The 20,627-nt window shown below is 32.4% G+C and carries 22 protein-coding genes; 18 read left to right on the top strand and 4 right to left on the bottom strand.

The features are described 5' to 3' along the window. Positions 1-19: 19 nt before the first annotated feature. Entirely contained in the window at positions 20-799 is a 780-nt protein-coding gene (locus ACE01P_RS05745) for a 5'-nucleotidase C-terminal domain-containing protein (protein WP_379695199.1), read from the bottom strand. Between the two features lie 47 nt (positions 800-846). Here ACE01P_RS05745 and ACE01P_RS05740 point away from each other — a divergent pair, with 47 nt between their 5' ends. The 18 genes from ACE01P_RS05740 to ACE01P_RS05655 all read left to right on the top strand — a co-directional run bounded on the left by ACE01P_RS05740 (position 847) and on the right by ACE01P_RS05655 (position 17,709). Further along, positions 847-1,359: a DUF6913 domain-containing protein gene (locus ACE01P_RS05740; RefSeq protein WP_379695197.1), complete on the top strand. Its 513-nt coding sequence runs from the start codon at positions 847-849 to the stop codon at positions 1,357-1,359. A gap of 9 nt (positions 1,360-1,368) precedes the next feature. Further along, positions 1,369-2,250 (top strand): 4-hydroxy-tetrahydrodipicolinate synthase, encoded by an 882-nt coding sequence (dapA, locus tag ACE01P_RS05735; RefSeq protein WP_379695195.1) that lies wholly within the window; start codon positions 1,369-1,371, stop codon positions 2,248-2,250. Between the two features lie 137 nt (positions 2,251-2,387). After that, positions 2,388-3,182, top strand: a complete 795-nt coding sequence (locus tag ACE01P_RS05730) for an outer membrane protein assembly factor BamD (protein WP_379695193.1) — start codon at positions 2,388-2,390, stop codon at positions 3,180-3,182. A 9-nt stretch (positions 3,183-3,191) separates the two neighbouring features. Further along, a complete protein-coding gene (locus tag ACE01P_RS05725) occupies positions 3,192-3,509 on the top strand; it encodes a DNA-directed RNA polymerase subunit omega (RefSeq protein WP_008463064.1) in 318 nt (105 codons plus the stop codon). A gap of 7 nt (positions 3,510-3,516) precedes the next feature. After that, positions 3,517-4,731 carry a bifunctional phosphopantothenoylcysteine decarboxylase/phosphopantothenate--cysteine ligase CoaBC gene (gene coaBC, locus ACE01P_RS05720; protein WP_379695191.1) on the top strand — a complete coding sequence of 405 codons (1,215 nt, stop codon included), beginning with the start codon at positions 3,517-3,519 and terminating at the stop codon, positions 4,729-4,731. A gap of 70 nt (positions 4,732-4,801) precedes the next feature. Continuing rightward, a complete protein-coding gene (locus tag ACE01P_RS05715; RefSeq protein WP_379695189.1) occupies positions 4,802-5,686 on the top strand; it encodes a DUF4835 family protein in 885 nt (294 codons plus the stop codon). Positions 5,687-5,745: 59 nt separating this feature from the next. Further along, positions 5,746-7,398 (top strand): DNA repair protein RecN, encoded by a 1,653-nt coding sequence (gene recN / locus ACE01P_RS05710; RefSeq protein WP_379695187.1) that lies wholly within the window; start codon positions 5,746-5,748, stop codon positions 7,396-7,398. Positions 7,399-7,407: 9 nt separating this feature from the next. Next, positions 7,408-7,929: a tetratricopeptide repeat protein gene (locus ACE01P_RS05705; protein WP_379695185.1), complete on the top strand. Its 522-nt coding sequence runs from the start codon at positions 7,408-7,410 to the stop codon at positions 7,927-7,929. 21 nt (positions 7,930-7,950) lie between these two features. Then, positions 7,951-9,141 carry an enoyl-ACP reductase FabV gene (fabV, locus tag ACE01P_RS05700; protein ID WP_379695183.1) on the top strand — a complete coding sequence of 397 codons (1,191 nt, stop codon included), beginning with the start codon at positions 7,951-7,953 and terminating at the stop codon, positions 9,139-9,141. 126 nt (positions 9,142-9,267) lie between these two features. After that, positions 9,268-10,266, top strand: coding sequence for a glycosyltransferase (locus ACE01P_RS05695; RefSeq protein ID WP_379695181.1), 999 nt, complete (start codon positions 9,268-9,270; stop codon positions 10,264-10,266). 2 nt (positions 10,267-10,268) lie between these two features. Next, a complete protein-coding gene (gene coaE / locus ACE01P_RS05690; RefSeq protein ID WP_379695179.1) occupies positions 10,269-10,865 on the top strand; it encodes a dephospho-CoA kinase in 597 nt (198 codons plus the stop codon). Between the two features lie 59 nt (positions 10,866-10,924). Next, positions 10,925-12,511, top strand: a complete 1,587-nt coding sequence (locus tag ACE01P_RS05685) for a sensor histidine kinase (RefSeq protein ID WP_379695177.1) — start codon at positions 10,925-10,927, stop codon at positions 12,509-12,511. 3 nt (positions 12,512-12,514) lie between these two features. Further along, on the top strand, positions 12,515-13,231 hold the full coding sequence (locus tag ACE01P_RS05680; RefSeq protein WP_095927693.1) for a response regulator transcription factor: 717 nt from the start codon (positions 12,515-12,517) through the stop codon (positions 13,229-13,231). A gap of 514 nt (positions 13,232-13,745) precedes the next feature. Continuing rightward, positions 13,746-14,507: a hypothetical protein gene (locus ACE01P_RS05675; protein WP_379695175.1), complete on the top strand. Its 762-nt coding sequence runs from the start codon at positions 13,746-13,748 to the stop codon at positions 14,505-14,507. Further along, positions 14,497-15,888 (top strand): RtcB family protein, encoded by a 1,392-nt coding sequence (locus tag ACE01P_RS05670; protein WP_379695172.1) that lies wholly within the window; start codon positions 14,497-14,499, stop codon positions 15,886-15,888. Before ACE01P_RS05675 ends, ACE01P_RS05670 begins: the two co-directional genes overlap by 11 nt. Positions 15,889-15,900: 12 nt before the next feature. After that, complete coding sequence (locus ACE01P_RS05665) at positions 15,901-16,512, top strand: hypothetical protein (RefSeq protein WP_379695169.1); 612 nt, start codon at positions 15,901-15,903, stop codon at positions 16,510-16,512. Then, positions 16,500-17,189, top strand: coding sequence for a peptide chain release factor H (prfH, locus tag ACE01P_RS05660; protein WP_379695167.1), 690 nt, complete (start codon positions 16,500-16,502; stop codon positions 17,187-17,189). Before ACE01P_RS05665 ends, prfH begins: the two co-directional genes overlap by 13 nt. Further along, positions 17,176-17,709, top strand: coding sequence for a hypothetical protein (locus ACE01P_RS05655; RefSeq protein ID WP_379695165.1), 534 nt, complete (start codon positions 17,176-17,178; stop codon positions 17,707-17,709). Before prfH ends, ACE01P_RS05655 begins: the two co-directional genes overlap by 14 nt. A gap of 202 nt (positions 17,710-17,911) precedes the next feature. On the opposite strand, the gene ACE01P_RS05650 is transcribed toward ACE01P_RS05655, so the two are convergent. The 3 genes from ACE01P_RS05650 to ACE01P_RS05640 form a co-directional block, all read right to left on the bottom strand. Then, positions 17,912-18,658: an acyl-[acyl-carrier-protein] thioesterase gene (locus ACE01P_RS05650; protein WP_379695163.1), complete on the bottom strand. Its 747-nt coding sequence runs from the start codon at positions 18,656-18,658 to the stop codon at positions 17,912-17,914. A gap of 42 nt (positions 18,659-18,700) precedes the next feature. Further along, entirely contained in the window at positions 18,701-19,621 is a 921-nt protein-coding gene (miaA, locus tag ACE01P_RS05645) for a tRNA (adenosine(37)-N6)-dimethylallyltransferase MiaA (RefSeq protein ID WP_379695161.1), read from the bottom strand. Positions 19,622-19,774: 153 nt separating this feature from the next. After that, positions 19,775-20,614 carry an ion transporter gene (locus tag ACE01P_RS05640; RefSeq protein ID WP_379695159.1) on the bottom strand — a complete coding sequence of 280 codons (840 nt, stop codon included), beginning with the start codon at positions 20,612-20,614 and terminating at the stop codon, positions 19,775-19,777. Between the last annotated feature and the right edge of the window lie 13 nt (positions 20,615-20,627).

Genomic DNA, 20,627 nt, shown 5'->3' with positions numbered 1-20,627 from the left:
TGCTTGTTCTTTATAATTTTTATTCCTCTGTGATTCTGATATTTTTAGGAGCAACAACAGTGTCTACTTCTTTAAAATAATCAATCAGTACATCTCTAAGTTTGTAGTTTAAGTCAAACTTTTGAGTGCTTTTTGCAAAGAAAGTCATGCTGTCACCTCCATTTGCTAAATAATCATTTGTAGCAACATAGTACGTTTTGTTTAGATCAAGCGGTTTGCCTTGTACCATGATGTTTTTTGCCTTATTGTCTTTCGTAATTGTAAAAGTCATTCCAGACAATGGCTGAGGTTTTTTCTCCTTAATAATATAAGCAGCAATTTCTGAGATCTGTTCTCCTTTTAAAGCCATAACAACCAAGCTGTTTTCAAAAGGCATAATTTCAAAAGCCGATCTTGTCGTTACATTTCCTTTTGGAAGAATAGCACGAATACCGCCATGATTTAAAAGACATAAATCAATATCTTTCTTTTCGCGAGCGTTAAAAACAATGTTTCCTCTTTGCACACAAACATCTGCCATTAGGCTTCCAATGCCAGTTTGCCATTTTCCAGTGCTTTTGTCAAGAGTTTCAGGGCAATAAGCCAATACATTATCCAAATCTTTGTTAATGTGATCGCGATAAGGCTTAATAAAGTTTTCAATTTCAGGAGTTTCCGCAGCTTTTTCGTTAACTGGAAGTTGTTTTCCTTCAATTTTTGTTAAATTGTAGTTACTCTTACTACAAGAAGAGATTAAAAAAAGTGTTAAGAATATAACAAAAAGTTTTAAAAATCCGTTATACTTTTTTAGTTTTACCATTTTAAATGCAACTTAAATAATTAATTTTGTAATCTGGTAAAAGTACTATGTTTTTGAATTATATAAAGGAGTTTTTTGTAAAAAAATCATTAAATGATAATTTAAATAATGAAAAAAGCGAAGTCTTTACTAAAAACGTTCAAACGGTTGGTTTATTGATAGATGAGAGCAATTTTGAATCTTCAGAAGCATTAATAAAGGAGTTAGCGCTCCACGGAATTGCTTCAGAAAATATAAAAGTTGTTGCTTACAGGGAGAAATTCAAGGAAAAAGAGACCTATCCTCGTGCGACTTTTGGTAAAAAACATATCAATTGGAGGGGAGAAATTACAGAAGGTTTCTTGACTGAATTTGTAAATTCAGAATTTGATCTTTTATTAAGTTATTATGATGTGGATAATATCATTTTAAAATTGATAACAAGCAAGTCAAAAGCTAAATTTAAAGTCGGATTCTCTGCTGTAGATCAAAGACTAAATCGCTTGATGATTAGTACAGAATTAGGAAGCTATAAACTATTCATTTCGGAATTGTTTAGGTATTTAGAAAAAATAAAATAAATTAATAATATGCAATCATTGATAGGAACTGGTGTTGCGCTTGTGACGCCATTTAAAAAAGATTTTTCAGTTGACATCGAGGCTTTACAGCGAATTGTAAACTTCTCTATAGATGGTGGAGTGGAGTATCTTGTTGTGATGGGAACAACAGCAGAAAATGCAACCCTTACAGCAGATGAGAAAGAGTTGGTTATAAAGACTGTAATCGATGTAAATAAAGGAAGATTGCCTCTAGTTTTAGGAGTAGGAGGTAATAATACTATGCAGATTGTTGAAGAGTTAAAAACAAGAGATTTTACTGCTTTTGAAGCGATATTATCTGTTTCTCCATATTATAATAAACCAACACAGGAAGGAATTTATCAGCATTTTAAAGCAATTGCTGAAGCTTCTCCAGTTCCTGTAATCCTATATAATGTTCCAGGAAGAACTTCAAGCAACATGCTTCCTTCTACTGTAGTGCGTTTGGCTAATGATTTCGAAAATGTAGTTGCAATTAAAGAGGCAGCTGGAGATATGGCTCAAGCAATGCAGATTATTAAAAATGCTCCGAAAGATTTCTTAGTGATTTCTGGAGATGATATGCTGGCGCTTCCAATCGTTTTGGCGGGTGGAGCAGGAGTTATTTCTGTAATTGGACAAGGTTTTCCTAAAGAATTTTCAGAAATGATTCGTTTAGGACTAAATAAAAAAGCGGTTGATGCGTTTAAAACACATTATTTCTTGTCAGACAGTATCGATATGATTTTTGAACAAGGAAATCCAGCCGGAATCAAACAGATCTTCCAAGCCCTTGGAATTGCTGAAAATACGGTTCGTCTTCCTTTGGTTTCTGTCGATGATTCACTTGCGGCAAGACTAAATGAGTTTGTAAAAAACAGCATTAAATAATTGTTAAAGTGTTAGTATTTTAAGATACTAAAAAATTATTTTGCAGTAGCTAAATTAATAACTAAATTTGCCACCGAAACTTCGGTGCGATTTCACTTTGGCATAATTGTCTGAGAGATTGTAATAACAGTAAGAAAATGAAAAAAATAGTATTGCTTTTAATTGTTGTAACTCTTTTTTATTCTTGTGGAGAATATCAAAAAGCGTTGAAAAATGAAGATGTTGCAGCAAAATTTGAAATGGCAACAAAAATGTATGATGCTGGTAAATACACAAAAGCGATTCGTCTTTTTGAGCAATTAGCAACTTCGTACAGAGGAAAACCTCAAGCAGAAAAGCTATTTTACATGTTTTCGCAGTCGTATTATAAAACAAAACAATATTATTTAGCTGGTTATCAGTTTGAAGCGTTTGTTTCTGGTTATCCACGAAGTGAAAAAGTGCAAGAAGCTGCTTTTTTAGGTGCCTATAGTTATTCTAAATTGTCGCCAGTTTATAGCTTAGATCAAGCAGATACTGTAAAAGCATTAGAAAAGTTACAGACTTTTATTGATAATTATCCAAATTCTGAATACATTCCTCAGGCAAATGAGACTGTACAATTGCTAAATGGTAAATTGGAGAAAAAAGCATATGAAAATGCTAAAGGATATAATACAATTTCAGATTATAAATCGGCTTTAATAGCTTTTGATAATTTTATCGCTGATTTTCCTGGAACGCCTTTCAAAGAAGATGCATTGTTTTATAAATATGATTCTGCATATAAGTTAGCAATTAACAGTATTCCTTCAAAAATGGAAGAACGTTTGCATGTTGCGCAAACAGCTTATGCTAATTTGATCAAATTTAAAAACGATACAAAATATAAAAAACAGGCAGAAGAAATGAATGCCAGAGTTGAAACAGATTTACAAAAATTTACTAAATAAAAGAAAGTCATGGATTTAAAAAAGACGAATGCTCCTGTAAACACAATAACTTACAATAAGACAGTTATTGAAGAGCCAACAGGAAATGTGTATGAGGCAATTACCATTATGGCTAAAAGAGCAAATCAAATTAATTCAGAGATTAAAAAAGAATTGACTGAAAAATTAGAAGAGTTTGCTACTTATAATGATAGTCTAGAAGAAGTTTTTGAAAATAAAGAACAAATTGAAGTTTCTAAATTTTACGAAAAATTACCAAAACCACACGCTTTAGCTGTTCAAGAATGGTTAGACGGTAAAACTTACCACAGAAGTTCAAACAAATAATAGTACAATGTCAGTTTTAAACGGGAAAAAGATTTTACTAGGTGTTTCTGGTGGAATCGCAGCGTATAAAACAGCCACTTTAGTACGACTTTTTATAAAAGCAGGTGCACATGTCCAAGTGATCATGACACCTGCTTCTAAGGATTTTGTAACCCCGCTTACATTATCTACTTTATCTAAAAATCCAGTACATTCAAGTTTCTTTAATCAAGATGATGAAGATGCAGTTTGGAATAATCACGTAGAATTAGCTCTTTGGGCAGATTTTATGCTGGTTGCGCCTGCTACTGCAAATACATTGTCTAAAATGGCTACGGGAAATTGCGATAATCTTTTAATTGCGACCTATTTATCGGCAAAATGTCCAGTTTATTTTGCGCCTGCAATGGACTTGGATATGTACAAGCATCCTTCAACTTTATCGAGCTTTGCTGCATTAAAACAGTACGGAAATATTATGATTCCTGCTGAAAGCGGAGAATTGGCAAGTGGTTTGTCAGGCGAAGGCCGAATGGCTGAACCTGAGAATATTGTCGCTTTTCTAGAGGCTGATTTAGAAAGTAAATTGCCTTTAAAAGGAAAAAAAATACTAGTTACTGCAGGACCGACATACGAAGCGATAGACCCTGTACGTTTTATTGGAAATCATTCGTCAGGAAAAATGGGGTTTGATATAGCTAATGAAGCGGCAAGCTTAGGTGCAGAAGTGTTTTTAATTGCAGGGCCTACTCATTTTAAAGCAAAAAACAGTTTGGTAAAAGTGGTAGATGTAATTTCGGCTCAAGAAATGTACGATGCTTGTCATTTATATTTTAATGAAGTTGACGCGGCAATCGCGGCGGCGGCAGTTGCAGATTACAGGCCAAAATTTGTTGCAGATCAAAAGATTAAAAAGAATACAGAAGAATTTTCGATAGAGCTTGAGAAAACAAAAGATATATTGTCGTCATTGGGAGCTATCAAAAAAAATCAGTTTTTAATTGGATTTGCATTAGAAACTGAAAATGAAATTGAAAATGCTAAGTTGAAAATTCAGAAAAAAAACTTAGATTTGATTGTTTTAAATTCCTTACAAGATAAAGGTGCAGGTTTTAAAAAAGAAACCAATAAAGTAACGTTTATTGATAAAAATTTTGAAATCAAACCTATGGAATTAAAATCAAAAGAATCTGTTGCGGCTGATATTTTGAATAAAGTTATTCTGCATTTTTCAAAATCATAAATTTAGAATATACGCCGAAAGCATAATTTGGAAGCAATTTATGTTTGTAAAATTAAATATTTAGACGATTATGAATAAGATAGTTACGCTATTAGTGTTTTTAAGCTTTGGTTTTGTACAAGCTCAACAGCTAAATTGTACAGTAACTATTAATACAGAACGTCTAACAAATCCAAACAATCAGGTTTTTAAAACACTTCAAACTTCTCTAGCAGAATTTGTCAATAAAACAGATTGGACGGGATCGGTTTTAAAACAAAACGAGAGAATAAACTGTTCGATGTATATTACTTTGTCTTCTAACAGTTCAGATCAATTTACGGGAACAATTCAAGTTCAGTCTTCGAGATTGATTTTTAATTCTACGTATTCTTCTCCAGTTTTAAATTACAACGATAAAGATTTCAATTTCAGATATACAGAATACGAGCCATTATTGTTTAATCCGAGTACTTACGAGTCAAACTTGGTTTCTGTTATATCTTTCTATTGCTATGTGATTTTAGGAATGGATGCTGATACCTTTCAAATGGGAGCAGGAAATCCGTATCTTCAAACCGCACAGAATATTGCCAACGTCGCACAGCAAGGAGGATTTAAAGGTTGGAATCAATCTGACGGACTTCAAAACCGCTATTATTTAATTAATGATATGATTGCGCCAACATATAGTGATTTGCGTCAAACAAGTTATGCTTATCACACAGGATTGGATGCCATGACATTAGATATAAAAGCATCTAAAGAAAAAATTAAAAATGCATTAATGCTTATTGGTAAATTAAATTCTGTTAAGCCAAATGCCTTTATAACTCGAGTTTTCTTTGATGCAAAATCAGATGAAATTGTTTCTATTTTCTCAGGAGGGCCAAGTATCACGATTACAGATTTAACCGATGTTTTAAATAAAGTTTCGCCGTTAAATTCTACAAAATGGTCACAGATTAAATACTAATCTCGTTTTTCATTTTTATCTTCGCTAACTTTTAACTTTTATTTTTACAAAATTGCCCTATGATTACATCGCTGTCAATTAAAAATTATGCTCTTATCGAAAAACTGGCCATAGATTTCTCTAAAGGTTTTTCTATAATTACGGGAGAGACAGGTGCAGGAAAGTCAATTATTTTAGGAGCTATTGGGCTTGTTTTAGGAAAAAGGGCAGATCTTACTTCGTTAAAAAATAAAGAAGAGAAATGTGTTATTGAAGCACAATTCGAAATTGGAAAATACAACTTAAAAGAATTTTTCGAAGCTAATGATTTGGATTATGAAAATGAAACCATCATTAGAAGAGAAATTTTGCCTTCTGGTAAATCTCGTGCTTTTATAAATGATAGTCCGGTAAATCTTCAAGAATTGCAGGATTTGAGTTTGTATTTGATAGATATACATTCTCAGCAGCAAACTCAGGAATTATCAGATGAAAACGTTCAGTTTAAAATTATTGATGCCATTGCTAACAATAATGAAGTAATTGCGGAATATCAAAAACTGCTTAAGTCTTACAAATCAGATAAATCGAAATTGAATGCTTTGCTTAAAAAACAAAGTGATGCAGGAAAAGAGCAAGAATATCACACGTTTTTATTGAATGAATTGGTGGCTGCTCAATTAAAATCTGGTGAGCAAGAAGAATTAGAAGCAGATTACGAAAAGTTGAATAATGTGGAGATTATTAAAGAATCTCTAGATAAATCTTTAGCAATTGCAAATGAAGAGCAATTTGGTGTTTTTCATAGTTTAAATGAAATCAAAAATGCATTGCAAAAAGTAGCTCCTTTTTCTGTAGAATATCAAAATTTATTTGAAAGAATAACAAGTCTGTCTATTGAGTTTGATGATGTTTCTAAAGAATTGGAAAGCAGCTCAGAAAAATTATTGAATGATCCTGTGCAATTAGAGTTGATCAATCAAAAATTGCAGACGATTTATAATTTACAGAAAAAACATCAAGTAAGTTCTGTAGATGAATTGCTTCAAATTCAATCAGATTTAGGAAACTCTCTTTTAGAGTTGGATAATATGGATGAAGAAATTGCTTCGTTGTCTAAAATTATCGAAGAAAAAGCTACAGAATTAGATAATTACGCTTCTAAAATACATGAAAATAGGGTGAATGCTATCCCGAGTTTATCGGCGCAATTGGTTTCAATTTTAGAAACATTAGGAATGCCGAATGCTCGTTTCAACATGGAATTGCAGTCTTCTGAAACGTATTTCCAAAATGGAAAAGACGAATTGCAATTCTTGTTTTCTGCAAATAAAGGAACCGATTTTGGTTTGCTGAAAAAAGTAGCTTCAGGAGGAGAAATGTCTCGTATTATGTTGGCTGTGAAAGCAATTTTAGCTAAATATTCAAAATTGCCAACTTTAATTTTTGACGAAATTGATACTGGAGTTTCTGGTGAAATCGCCATTAGAATGGGAGAAATTATGAAGGAAATGAGCAACACAATGCAGATTTTCGCTATCACACATTTACCACAGATTGCTGCAAAAGGAGATTCTCATTTTAAAGTTTCTAAAGCTACTGTTGGCAATGATACGCTGTCAGAATTGAAGCTTTTATCACAAGAAGATCGAATCATAGAAATAGCTCAAATGTTATCGGGAGCCAATATTTCTGATTCGGCTTTAAATCACGCAAAAGAATTATTGAATTAAAATATAGAAATGGAGAGTTTGAGTTTTTACGAAAATCAGTTTATAAAAGCAGATTCGTTAATTTCTGAAGGAAATTCGGCAGATGCAAAAGAATTACTGGAAGAAATCTTATCCCAGTATCCTGATTTCGGTAAAGCACACAATCATTTGGGTTGGATTTATTATAACAAGCTGAGCGATTACGAAAGAGGGATTTATCACTATAAATTGGCGATGAAATTTGATCCTAAATATGCTGCTCCATACTTAAACTATACTTATTTGCTTATTGATATTGGTCGTTACACCGAAGCAAAAGAGCATATTAAATTTACAATAGCAAATTTAGAAAATGCAGATAACTCTTCTTATAACAGTGAATTAGGAAGAATGGCCGAATACGAAAACGACTATACAGCAGCTTATAACTATTATAAAGAGGCTACGAAAAATGCATTAAACCCAAATTTTATTGACAATATGAAGGCCAATATGAAAAGGGTTAAGGATAAAATGTCTATTTTTGAAAAATTAAAACTGAAATTGAAATAATACAAAAAAAATAATTGCAAGATGATTATAGAACCTAGAATGAGAGGATTTATTTGTTTGACTGCCCATCCAACGGGAGCTGAGCAAAATGTAAAAAATCAAATCGAATACGTAAAATCTAAAGGAGAAATCGCTGGTGCTAAAAAAGTTTTAGTAATTGGTGCTTCTACAGGTTTCGGATTAGCTTCAAGAATTACTAGTGCTTTTGGTTCTGGTGCATCAACAATTGGAGTGTTTTTTGAAAAACCACCAGTTGAAGGAAAAACAGCTTCTCCAGGATGGTATAATTCTGCAGCATTCGAAAAAGAAGCTCATAAAGCAGGTTTATATGCAAAAAGTATCAACGGTGATGCGTTCTCAAATGAAATCAAAAGAGAAACTCTAGATTTAATTAAAGCAGATTTAGGACAAGTAGATCTTGTAATTTACAGTTTAGCATCTCCAGTGCGTACTAATCCAAATACAGGTGTTACGCACCGTTCAGTTTTAAAACCAATTGGACAAACGTTTACAAACAAAACAGTTGATTTCCATACAGGAAAAGTTTCAGATGTTTCTATTGCTCCTGCAAATGAGGAAGATATTGAAAATACTGTAGCAGTAATGGGAGGTGAAGACTGGGCAATGTGGATTGACGCTTTAAAAGCTGAAAACTTATTAGCTGAAGGAGCTGTAACAGTTGCTTACTCTTATATTGGGCCAGCATTAACTGAAGCAGTTTACAGAAAAGGAACTATCGGTCGTGCAAAAGATCACTTGGAAGCTACGGCATTTACTATTACAGATACTTTGCAATCTCTTGGAGGTAAAGCATATGTTTCTGTAAATAAAGCTTTAGTAACTCAAGCAAGTTCTGCAATTCCGGTAATTCCGTTGTATATTTCTCTTTTATACAAAATCATGAAAGAAGAAGGAATTCACGAGGGTTGTATTGAGCAAATTCAGCGTTTATTCCAAGACAGATTGTACAATGGTTCTGAAGTTCCTGTTGATGAAAAAGGAAGAATCAGAATTGATGACTGGGAAATGCGTGAAGATGTTCAAGAAAAAGTAGCGAAACTTTGGTTGGAAGCTACAACTGAAACATTGCCAGGAATTGGTGATTTAGCAGGTTATAGAAGTGATTTCTTAAATTTATTCGGATTCGAAGTTCCTGGTGTTGATTACAACGCAGATACTAACGAAGTTGTTAATATAGAAAGCATCAAATAATATATTTTTACTACGTAAAACGAAAAACCATCAGCTAAAAGTTGATGGTTTTTTTGTTAATATAACATATCTTTGTTAAAATTTTAAAACAATAAAAATACACCCTTTAATAACGCATATTCTGCTATGATTTTTTCTTTAATTATACCCGTGTATAATCGTCCAGATGAAGTTGATGAGCTTTTGGAAAGTCTCTCAAAATCTGATTATAATGAAGCTTTTGAAATTGTTCTTGTCGAAGATGGATCTTCTATTCCATGTCGAGATGTGGTGATGAATTATCAAGGAAAATTAAATATTTCATATTATTTTAAAGAAAATTCAGGTCCTGGAGATTCTAGAAATTTCGGAATGCAGAGAGCAAGAGGTGATTATTTTATCATTTTTGATTCAGATTGTATTATTCCGTCGCAATATTTAACAGAAGTTCGTAAAGAATTAGACGAACAGTATGTTGATTGTTTTGGTGGTCCAGATAAGGCATTAGATAGCTTTTCGAATATTCAGAAAGCAATTAATTTTGCAATGACTTCTTTCTTGACGACTGGAGGAATTAGAGGTGGTTCGGAGAAGATAAACAAGTTCCAGCCACGTAGTTTCAATATGGGAATTTCTAAAAAAGCTTTTGAAGCTTCAAAAGGTTTTGGGAATATTCACCCAGGGGAAGATCCAGATTTATCGATCCGTTTATGGAATTTAGGTTTCGAAACAAGACTTTTTAAAGAGGCTTATGTATACCACAAAAGAAGAATTGATTGGGAAAAATTCTCTATTCAAGTAAACAAATTTGGGATTGCTCGACCAATTTTAAATAGTTGGTATCCAGAACATAATAAGTTAACTTTTTTCTTTCCGACTTTGTTTATACTTGGATTATTATTAGCTTTTTTATTGTTAATTTTCAATATCGATATTTTATTACAATTATATTTCGTATATTTCGTTATAATTTTTCTTACAGCTAGTATTCAAAACAAAAGTATAAAAATTGGATATCTATCTGTAATAGCTGTGTGGAAACAGTTTTATGGTTATGGAACAGGATTTTTGAAATCATATATTAAAGTGATTTTATTAAAGAAAAAACCACAAGAAGCTTTTCCACGTATGTTTTTTAAATTATAAGAATGACAAAAGTTATTGGTCTTACAGGAGGAATAGGCAGCGGAAAAACGACTGTTGCAAACTATTTTCAAGAAATGGGCGTTCCTGTTTATATTGCTGATGACGGTGCTAAAAGAGTAATGCAGTCAAAAAATATTCTTGAAGAAGTAAAATCTGCTTTTGGTGGCAATATTTTTGATGATGAAGTTTTAAATCGTGCGAAATTAGCGCAAGTTGTTTTTAACGATAAAGAACAGTTAGCAAAATTGAATGCAATTGTGCATCCTGCAGTAAAATTAGATTTTGAAGAATGGGTAAAAGAGCACAAAAATTATGATTATGTAATGTATGAAGCCGCTATTTTGTTTGAAAGCGGGAGATATAAAGATTGTGATGTAATTATAACTGTTACTGCTCCAGAAGAAGTTAGGATTGAACGAGTTATAAAAAGAGATAAAACTACCCGAGAACAAGTTTTAAGTAGAATGAAAATGCAGTGGAATGACGAAAAACGAATTTCTAAGAGCAATTTCGTGATTAATAACAATAATCTTAAAAATGCCAAAGAAGAAGTTGTTAAAATCCTTAAAATTTTGAATATAAAACAAAAACAGTCTTAAATGTTAATATTTGGTTAATGTATTATTTAGTATATTGTTAAAATATTAATTTTGTTTCGATGAATAAATTATTTTTTAGAATACTTGTTTTACTGATGAGTCTGTCCTTGATAGGGATAATTCTGGTACAAGTATTTTGGTTCAATTCTTCGTTCAAAAACAATGAAGAACAATTCAAATACCACGTTACTCAAGTAATTGGAAATGTTGCAGATAAACTGGAACAGCAAGAAGAGTACAGTTTCTACGACAAATACAACCGTATAAAAGACAGTACGGGTAAAATTCCTAAAAAAGAAGATTTACTAGAAGTACTTTATGTACAGAGAAACACAAAAACGAATAAAACAATCGTTTATTCAAACACATTAACATCTGAAGATTACGATATTAATGGTTCTGTTTTTAACAAAAAATTCAGTAGCGAGAGATTTAAAAATTTTAGCTCAAAAAGAGTAACTGAAGTTTATAATAACAACGCCGGAATTGACAATAATAGTTTAGGACAGAGTATTATTCCTGATCTTAGAAGTGAAAAATCAGGAAGTTTAGATATTTTAAATAAAGTTCAGCAACAAATTCAATATAAAGATATTGCCTCTTTAACCCCAATTGAAGGGAGAATAACAAAAGATAAGCTTTTTAAATTATTAAAAAAGGAGCTTGAAGAATACGGTGTAAAAACCAAATTTGAATTCGGAATATACAGTAGCGGTAATCCAACGAAAATAAAATCGGATGGGTTTCATTTTGATAAAGAATCCACTTATAATATTCCAATTTATACAGATAATGAAGGGAATAGCAGGTACGAATTATCAGTTACTTTCCCGCACAAAAAGAAATTCTTATTATCTGAATTATTAAGTATTACTATTTTATCAATAGTTTTTACATTAATTATAATAGTTGCATACACAAGTGCGTTAAATCAATTATTGCGTCAGAAGCATATTTCTGAAATCAAGACAGATTTTATTAATAATATGACGCATGAGTTTAAAACTCCAATTGCAACTATAAACCTAGCATTAGATGCTATTAGAAGTCCGAAAGTTATTGAAGATAAAGAAAAGGTTTATCGTTATCTTCAAATGATTCGAGATGAAAACAAAAGAATGCACGCTCAGGTTGAGAACGTTCTTCGTATTTCAAAATTAGAAAAAAGAGAACTTGATATAACCAAAGAGCCAACTGTAGTTACAGATATAATTGATGATGCTATAGAACATGTGAACCTGATCTTAGAAGACAGAAAAGGTACTGTAGTTAAGCATTATAACGCGGCAAGAACGACTTGTTTGATCAACGAAGTTCACTTTACAAACGTACTGGTTAATATTTTGGAAAATGCCATTAAATATTCTCCTGACGAACCAGAGATCGAAATCTTTACTGAAAACATTAAAGATATGATTTTGATAAAAGTGAGAGATCATGGTTTGGGAATGAGTAAGATAGCTCAAAAACGAGTGTTTGAGAAATTTTACAGAGAACACACAGGGGATCTTCATAATGTGAAAGGACATGGTTTAGGACTTGCTTACGTAAAAAGAATAGTAGAGGATCACAATGGTCAAGTATATGTAGAAAGTGAAAAAGGAAAGGGTAGCACCTTTATAATAAAAATACCATTAATAAATTAAAATATGGAAAATACTAACAAAAGAATACTTTTAGTAGAAGATGACCTAAATTTTGGGGCGGTTCTTAAAGATTATTTAATGTTAAATGACTTTGAAGTTACTTTAGCTAAAAACGGTATGGAAGGTTTCGAGAAATTCAAGAAAGATGTATATGATTTGTGTATTCTTGACGTAATGATGCCTTATAAAGATGGTTATACTTTAGCCAAAGAAATTAGAGAGAAGAACAGTGAGGTGCCAATTATCTTTTTAACAGCAAAATCTATGAAAGAGGATGTGTTAAAAGGTTACAAAGCTGGTGCTGATGACTATTTAAATAAACCTTTTGATTCTGAAGTTCTTTTAATGAAAATTAAAGCAATCATTCAGAGAAAATCAGCAGATACAAAAGCAGAGCAAGTACAGTTTGAATTCAATATTGGTAAATTCCATTTAAATTCAAAATTAAGATTCTTGACTTTTCAAGATGAAGAGCCAATCAAATTGTCTCCAAAAGAAAACGAATTGTTGAAAATGCTTATTCTTCATGAAAATGATTTAATGCCAAGAGAATTAGCTTTAACAAAAATCTGGAGAGATGACAACTACTTTACATCAAGAAGTATGGACGTTTACATCGCTAAATTGAGAAAATATCTAAAAGCAGATGAAGATGTTGAAATCTTAAACATTCACGGTGAAGGTTTCAGATTAGTGATAAAAAGCAAAGTTTCTGAATAATTAATTCAGCAAAAAATATAGAAGCTCTGAGAAATCAGGGCTTTTTTTATGCAATAAACTAAAAATTTTTTGATTTATTTTTTCAAGATTATTTTTAAATTAATCGACTTGTTTTCAGTTTTTTACTGTTACTTTTTAACTCTTTCAAAATAGTGTGATAAATTATTTTGATGAATTTTCTTTAAAATAATTTGGAAAATCGAAAAAGTATTATGAATATTTGCAAACGAAAAAATTAATAACCCTTTAAAACGAAGAAATAGTGTTTGTACTTACATCGACATCTCAGAGCTTTACACCAAACGGATTTGGTGAAGCAATTCTTCGTGGCTTATTTCAATCTTAGAAATATATTTTTAGATATATAAAAAAAGCCCGAAGACAATAAGTTTCGGGCTTTTTTTTTATTCTAGACTCTTCAAAATTTTCCCGAAAATCGATTTTTAGAATTTATCCGTCAGGATAAATGGTTTTAGCCTTTTTGGCTGTTAATTTAATGCACGATAATTTTTTTATGGAAAATTATACGGTAGACGAGTATGCTTTATGTACTCGTTTTAAAAGTAAAAGAAGAAAGAAAAGATTAGTAAAAGAAGATTTTGAAAAACAATTAATTCAGTTAAGAGAGCTTGAAGTTGAGCTTTGGAAAAAGCGCAGAGACTTACCATTAGTTCCTTTAGAAATTCCTTATCAAAAAGGCTGGCAACGCAATTTCAAATTAAGAGATGATGTTGCAAGATCAAGCGAGGCCTCATTTTACATAGAGTTATTGGAAAAAATAAACACATGGCAGTTTTCTCCTGAAAAATCCTTCAAGAAAAGAAAAAAGAGAAAAAGAAAACATTTGTATGTTGAAAAACTCCAAACTGTAAAAGAGTTTTCAGAATGGGAATGGAAAAGTTCAAAACTTGAATTGACCGAAAAAGAAAAAGCACATTTTTATAAAAGGGAACGTTGGTGCAGCAATTGCAAACGATACAAAATTCATTATGTATTTAACGAGCCTTGGCGTTATGTGCTTCGTGTTAGCCCTTATATGATAACACACACCAAAATGGTCGATTCAGATTTAGAAAGTCAAATTCAACTTATTGACAATTATATTGTTAATCATAATCTGAGAAATAAAATAAATAGATTAATACACGGCAGATCTCATAAATGGAGTTACTATGAAAATGAAAATCCAAAAGAGATAAGTCCAATTAAAAATAAAAGTTTGCATGCATTGTATCAGCAATATGCAGATGAAATGATAGAAAATCATGGGAAATAAATTATCTGGAAAAGACCTGATTAAATTGGGTTTTCCAAAGAACAATTCAATAAACATCGCCTTAGGGCAGATAAACAGATATAGAAAAAGAGAAAAAAAGGAATCTATTCTAACAGAAGCAAAAGATGTGCTTTTAAATCCTGAAAAGTATGAAGGAAACGGAACGTGGGGGAAAGTGGCTGAAGGTTTAATAAATCCGGTTCATGTAAGAATGCATCAGCTTAAGACAACGAGAGCGCCATTTACCATTTTTGGTGAAAATGAAATCGATCAGCAGGCGAAATTTCAATTGTATGATTCTTTAAAACTGCCTATTTCAGTTGCTGGAGCTTTAATGCCAGATGCGCATTCTGGATACGGATTGCCAATTGGCGGTGTATTGGCTACTGATAATGCTGTAATTCCATATGGAGTTGGAGTTGATATTGGATGCCGAATGAGCCTTTCAATTTTTGATTTGCCAGCTTCTCATTTCAAAGGAAGAGAACATCAATTAGAAGCAATTTTGAGAGATCATACCAAATTCGGAATGAACGAAGTACAATCGTCTAGAGTAGATCATGAAGTTTTTCATAAAAGCGAATTTCAAGATATCCCATTGTTAAAGAATCTTTTACCGAAAGCGTATAAGCAATTGGGAAGTTCGGGCGGAGGAAATCATTTCGTAGAATTTGGAATCGCAAAAATTGATAATCCAGAAAACGAATGGAAATTGGAAAAAGGAGAATATTTTGCTGTTTTGTCGCACAGCGGTTCTCGCGGATTAGGAGCTAACATTGCGAAGCATTACACGTATTTGGCAACAAAACAATGTCCGTTACCGAAAAATGTACAGCATTTAGCTTGGTTGGATTTGAATACGCACGACGGTCAGGAATATTGGCTGGCTATGAATCTAGCAGGAGAATATGCAAAAGCATGTCACGATGATATTCATAGAAGAATTGCCAAAGCGATTGGGAAAAGAGTAGTGGTAACAATTGAAAATCATCACAATTTTGCTTGGAAAGAAATGGTAAACGATCAAGAATGCATTGTGCATAGAAAAGGTGCAACGCCGGCTGGCGAAGGTCAGTTGGGAATTATTCCAGGTTCGATGACTGCGCCAGGTTTTATTGTGAAAGGTAAAGGAAATTCAGAAAGTTTGAACTCCGCTTCACACGGTGCAGGACGTCTATTTTCAAGAGCAAAATGCAAAAGCAGTTTTACGCAAAGTCAGATTAAGAAAGAATTGAAGAAACATGATGTGACTTTAATTGGCGGTAATATTGACGAAGCTCCTATGGCTTACAAAGACATTGAAAAAGTAATGGCAAACCAAACCGATTTAGTAGAAGTTTTAGGAACATTTACGCCTAAAATTGTTAGAATGGATCGCTAAAAATTAAAGATTATGGAAAGATTTCAAGACGAAAATAAATGGCTGGGGAGCTTTTATAATGAGATTTTGGTTAAATGTCCAAAGTGCGAATCGAAAGCGACTGTAAAAGAAGAATTAAAGGAAAAATGTGAATGCGGAAGATGCCACAGTATGGTTTTTGAATGCAAAACATGCTTTCATAAGATTAAAGAACCTGTTTATCAGTACATAGTTTACATAAAAGAATACTGCAATAATTGTTTCGAAAAATTTGAGTATGAGTCGCAACCATTAAAAGAGAAACCTGAAACGTATAAAACTAAATGTCCTCATTGTGATTTTCAGGAGGAATGGAAAGCTAAAACATATCGAGTTAAAGAAGAATCGAAAGTTGACAATGGTTTAGTAAAAGAAATGTGGTATGATTTGCCGTTGTGGTTTCAAAAAGAGGTTAGCGGAAATCTTTTTTGGGCTTATAATCTGGATCATATTGATTATTTAGAAAGATACATTAAAGCAGATTTGAGAGAAAGAAACAATGAAGGAAGTGGTAATGGAACTATGATTTCGAGACTCCCACAATTTGTAAAAGCAGCGAAAAACAGAGAGAAGCTGCTCAAAATATTAAAGAAATGGAAAGAATAATTCAGATAACAGCGGGGCGCGGACCTGCAGAATGCACTTGGGTTGTGGCCCAAGTGCTTAAAAAAGTTCTCGAAGAAGCACAAGAACATCGACTGGAAACAGTATTACTGCAAAGAGAAGCAGGGACTGAAAACGGAACTGTTGAAACGGCTTCGATTGCTGTAAAAGGTGAAAACGCAGATCAGTTTGTGAATTCTTGGATTGGAACAGTTCAATGGATTGGTCAAAGTCAATTTAGGAAAATGCACAAACGCAAAAACTGGTTTATTGGCATTTTTGAAATTGAACAAGAAAAAAATAGTTCATTTTCTGAAAATGATATTCAGTATCAGGCTATGCGAAGCTCCGGAGCAGGAGGGCAACATGTGAATAAAGTGAGTTCGGCGATTCGGGCAACTCATATTCCAACAGGAATTGCAGTAGTTTCAATGGACAGCCGATCGCAACATCAAAACAAAAAACTGGCAACAGAAAGATTAATTAAAAAACTAGAAGACGAGAAATTGCTTCAGCTTAAAAATCATGTAGGGAAACAATGGGAAAATCAGCTAAATGTACAGCGTGGAAATCCTGTGAGAGTTTTTTCTGGAAGTGATTTTAAAAAGAATAAAGCAGAGAAAAGTTATAAAGGAACTCGTCAGAAACTAAAAAACGATTTACGAAATGAAAACAATTGATAAATACCTTTTTCAAGCTTTGGATAGTTATCCATATTCACTTGAAGAAACAATAGAATCTTTAGATTATGCTTTTTCATATGATTCAAAAAATACAATGATTTTGTGTTTGTACGGAAGAATTCAGGCGGAGCAATTATTGAACTATGAAGAAGCAAAAATATATTTTCAAGAAGCTTTAGCAATAAATATTCATGCTCTTGAAGTTTATCCGTATTATTTGCAGACTTTGATTTTAAATGAAGATTACGAGGAAGCACAAAAATTAATTGATTTTGCTTTGACTATTAAAGGGATTAGTAAAGCGATGATTTTTGTGAAGAAAGCAATTCTTTTAGAAGTGCAACATAAATTTAAAGAAGCTTTAAAAGAAATTAAACAGGCAAAATTATATTCGATTCAACACGATTATGATTCTGGAATTAGTGAAGTTGAAAAACGAATTAAAGATAAAGTTGCTTTGTTGGAAAAAAAGAAGCCTAAAGAAAAGAAGAAAAATTCTAAAAAGAAATCGAAATGATTTTAACAAAAAACGATGCAGTTCTATTGGAATTGCATCGTTTTTTTATTTTCTGTTTGCCACGAATTACGCGAATTTGCACGAATTCTTTTTTGCACAGATTAAAAGGATTTCGGAGATTTTTATCACACAGAAACTCTAATATTAGCAATTTCAAATTTTTAAAAATTAGCGAAAATTTGTGTAATTCGTGGCTAAAAATTTATTTCCAATGCAATTCTAATGCAAAGCAATTTTTATCTCCTTTTGTAATACTGAAAGTTGTTGCTGAATGGTCTTCGTTATCATTTTCGTGAATTATAACCTGATCATTTAGAGAAAGTTCTTTTAGGAAATTCATTTCGAAGCTTTTAACTTCTTGTTTTAGAATTTTTTTTGCGTCAACATGATCTAAACACCATTCTAAATATTTAACGTTATTGGCATGATTTACAATATCTAAATCAGATAAATAAACCGTTTTTTCGAAAACAGATTCTTTTTCAGGATTGATGTTTATTCTAGAAAAACCTTCTATAGTTGCTCTATTGTCTGGGAATAATTCAAAATGTTCGAAAGGTAAAGCCAAAGCTTCTGGACGGCGTGCTTTAGTATTGAAAACTGCCCAATACGTTTCGCTCCCAACAATCTTTTTCCCGTTTACATACATTTCAAGCGCACGAACCGAACGTGAATTTTCAAGACTGTTAATCCATGTTTTTACAGTCACAACATCTTGCCATTTTGGTAAAGCAGTTATTTCTACACGCATACGGCTTAAAACCCACGCTTGATCAAATTCTTGCATATCTGTAAAACTGATTCCGCCAACTTCAGAATGTGCTGCGGCTGTCAGCTGTAAAAGATTGCATAAATCGGTATATTTTAAGTAGCCGTTTGGCGTGCATTGTGTAAAATTAATTTCCCAGTCTTTACTTAAAACTGATGTGAAATTTGGTGATATTGGCATTTCTGAATTTTATTTTTTAGAGAAAAGAAACAAGAAGATAGACTACTTTACTTGTTCTTCAATATATTTTATGATTTGTTTTCTATCTAATGAATAATCGAACCATTTGGTGTTTTCATTTCGTTTGAACCACGTTAATTGTCTTTTAGAAAATCTTCGAGTGTTCTTTTTAATTTCTTCAATTGCGAATGGCAAAGTGAATTCTCCGTCAAAATAACTAAATAATTCTCTATAACCGACCGTTTGTAAAGCATTTAACTCTTTGTTAGGATAAAGTATTTCGGCTTCTTTAAGCAACCCTTCATTCATCATGATGTCGACACGCTGGTTGATTCTGCTGTAAATTACTTCTCTGTCGGCATCTAAACCAATTAAGATAGGAGTGAAGTTTCGGTTGTTTTTCTTCAAATTTAAAAAGGAAGAATATGGCTTCTTTGAACCAATGCAAACTTCTACAAAACGCATCATTCGCTGTGGATTTTGTAAAGTCTGAGGATTTTCGATTGTTATTTTTTGATAATAATCGGGATCCAAATTTTTTAATTGTTCTTGAAGATATTCGATTCCAAATTTTTCGTAGTTTGAATTTACTTCGGCGCGAACTTCTGGATCTATTTCTGGAAATTCGTCAAAACCTTTTAAAATCGCATCGACATATAGGCCTGATCCGCCAATTAGAATGGCAAAATCATTGGTTTGGTGTAATTCTTCTAGTTTTAAAAGCGCTTCTTTTTCGTAATCGCCAACGGTATAATTTTCAAAAATCGATTTGTTTTGAATGAAATGATGTTTCGCAGCGTTTAATTCTTCTTGACTAGGAACAGCTGTTCCAATCGTCATTTCTTTAAAAAATTGACGGCTGTCGCAAGAAATTATTTCGCATTTAAAATGTTGTGCCAAAGCGATGCTCAGGGCTGTTTTCCCGATAGCTGTTGGTCCGACGATTGTTATTAGGTATTTCATATTTTTTAGCCCAGATGGAAATGGAAACCCCGGACTTATATTTGTTTGTTTTTTTTGGAATAAAAGAGCGACCAACGGAAGCTCCTTTTATGACTTTAAAAAACAACAAAGATAAGGAGGAGTTGCAATGTACAGCTGGATTAGCTTCTTATTTTAATTATTTGGCAATTCTGTTCCGCATTGATAACAATATTTGGCGTTGTCAAAATGGACTTGAGATTGACATTTTCTGCATGTTTTTTTACTATTTACTGCGTTGTTTTTTAGACTGCTTTTTGCAAATTCGGCAGTTACAATTCCTGTTGGAACCGCGATTATTCCGTAACCTAAAATCATTACAAATGCTGCAATGAATTGTCCTGAAGGAGTTTGCGGAGAAATGTCGCCATAGCCAACTGTTGTCAGGGTAACAATTGTCCAATAAATTCCCATCGGGATACTTGTAAATCCTGATTCTTTTCCTTCGACTAAATACATTACAGAACCAATAATTATGGTGCTGATTAAAACGAAATAAATAAAAACTAGAATTTTTTCTTTACTTGCATCAATGGCTTCTTTTAACTGTAAAGATTGATGATTGATTTGCGGAATATGCAAAATTTTGAACAATCGAAGAAAACGTAACGCTCTTACGATTGATAAAATACTTGCACCAGGAAAAAATATAGACAAATACATGGGCAAAACGGCGAGCAAATCGATGATTCCGTAGAAGCTGAAAATGTATTTTATTGGTTTTTGAATGGAAATTATTCTCAAAATATATTCAATGGTGAAAAATATAGTGATTATCCATTCGCAAATTAATAGTTGTTCGTGATATTTAGAGTTGATTCCTTGAACGGTATCGAGCATTATTAAAAGAACGCTCAGCAAAATTAAACCTAAAAGAATTAAATCGAACATTCTGCCTAAAATGGTGTCTGTGCCATAAAGGATGATTTTGATTTTTTCTCTAAAGATTTCGTATTGTGATTTTTGCTTTTTCATATCCTTAAAGATA

Origin of the sequence: Flavobacterium sp. HJSW_4 (assembly GCF_042436695.1) — a bacterium.
Classification (GTDB): Bacteria; Bacteroidota; Bacteroidia; order Flavobacteriales; family Flavobacteriaceae; genus Flavobacterium.
Note: the sequence above shows the minus strand (reverse complement) of the source record. Positions and strands in the feature narration are given on the sequence as shown.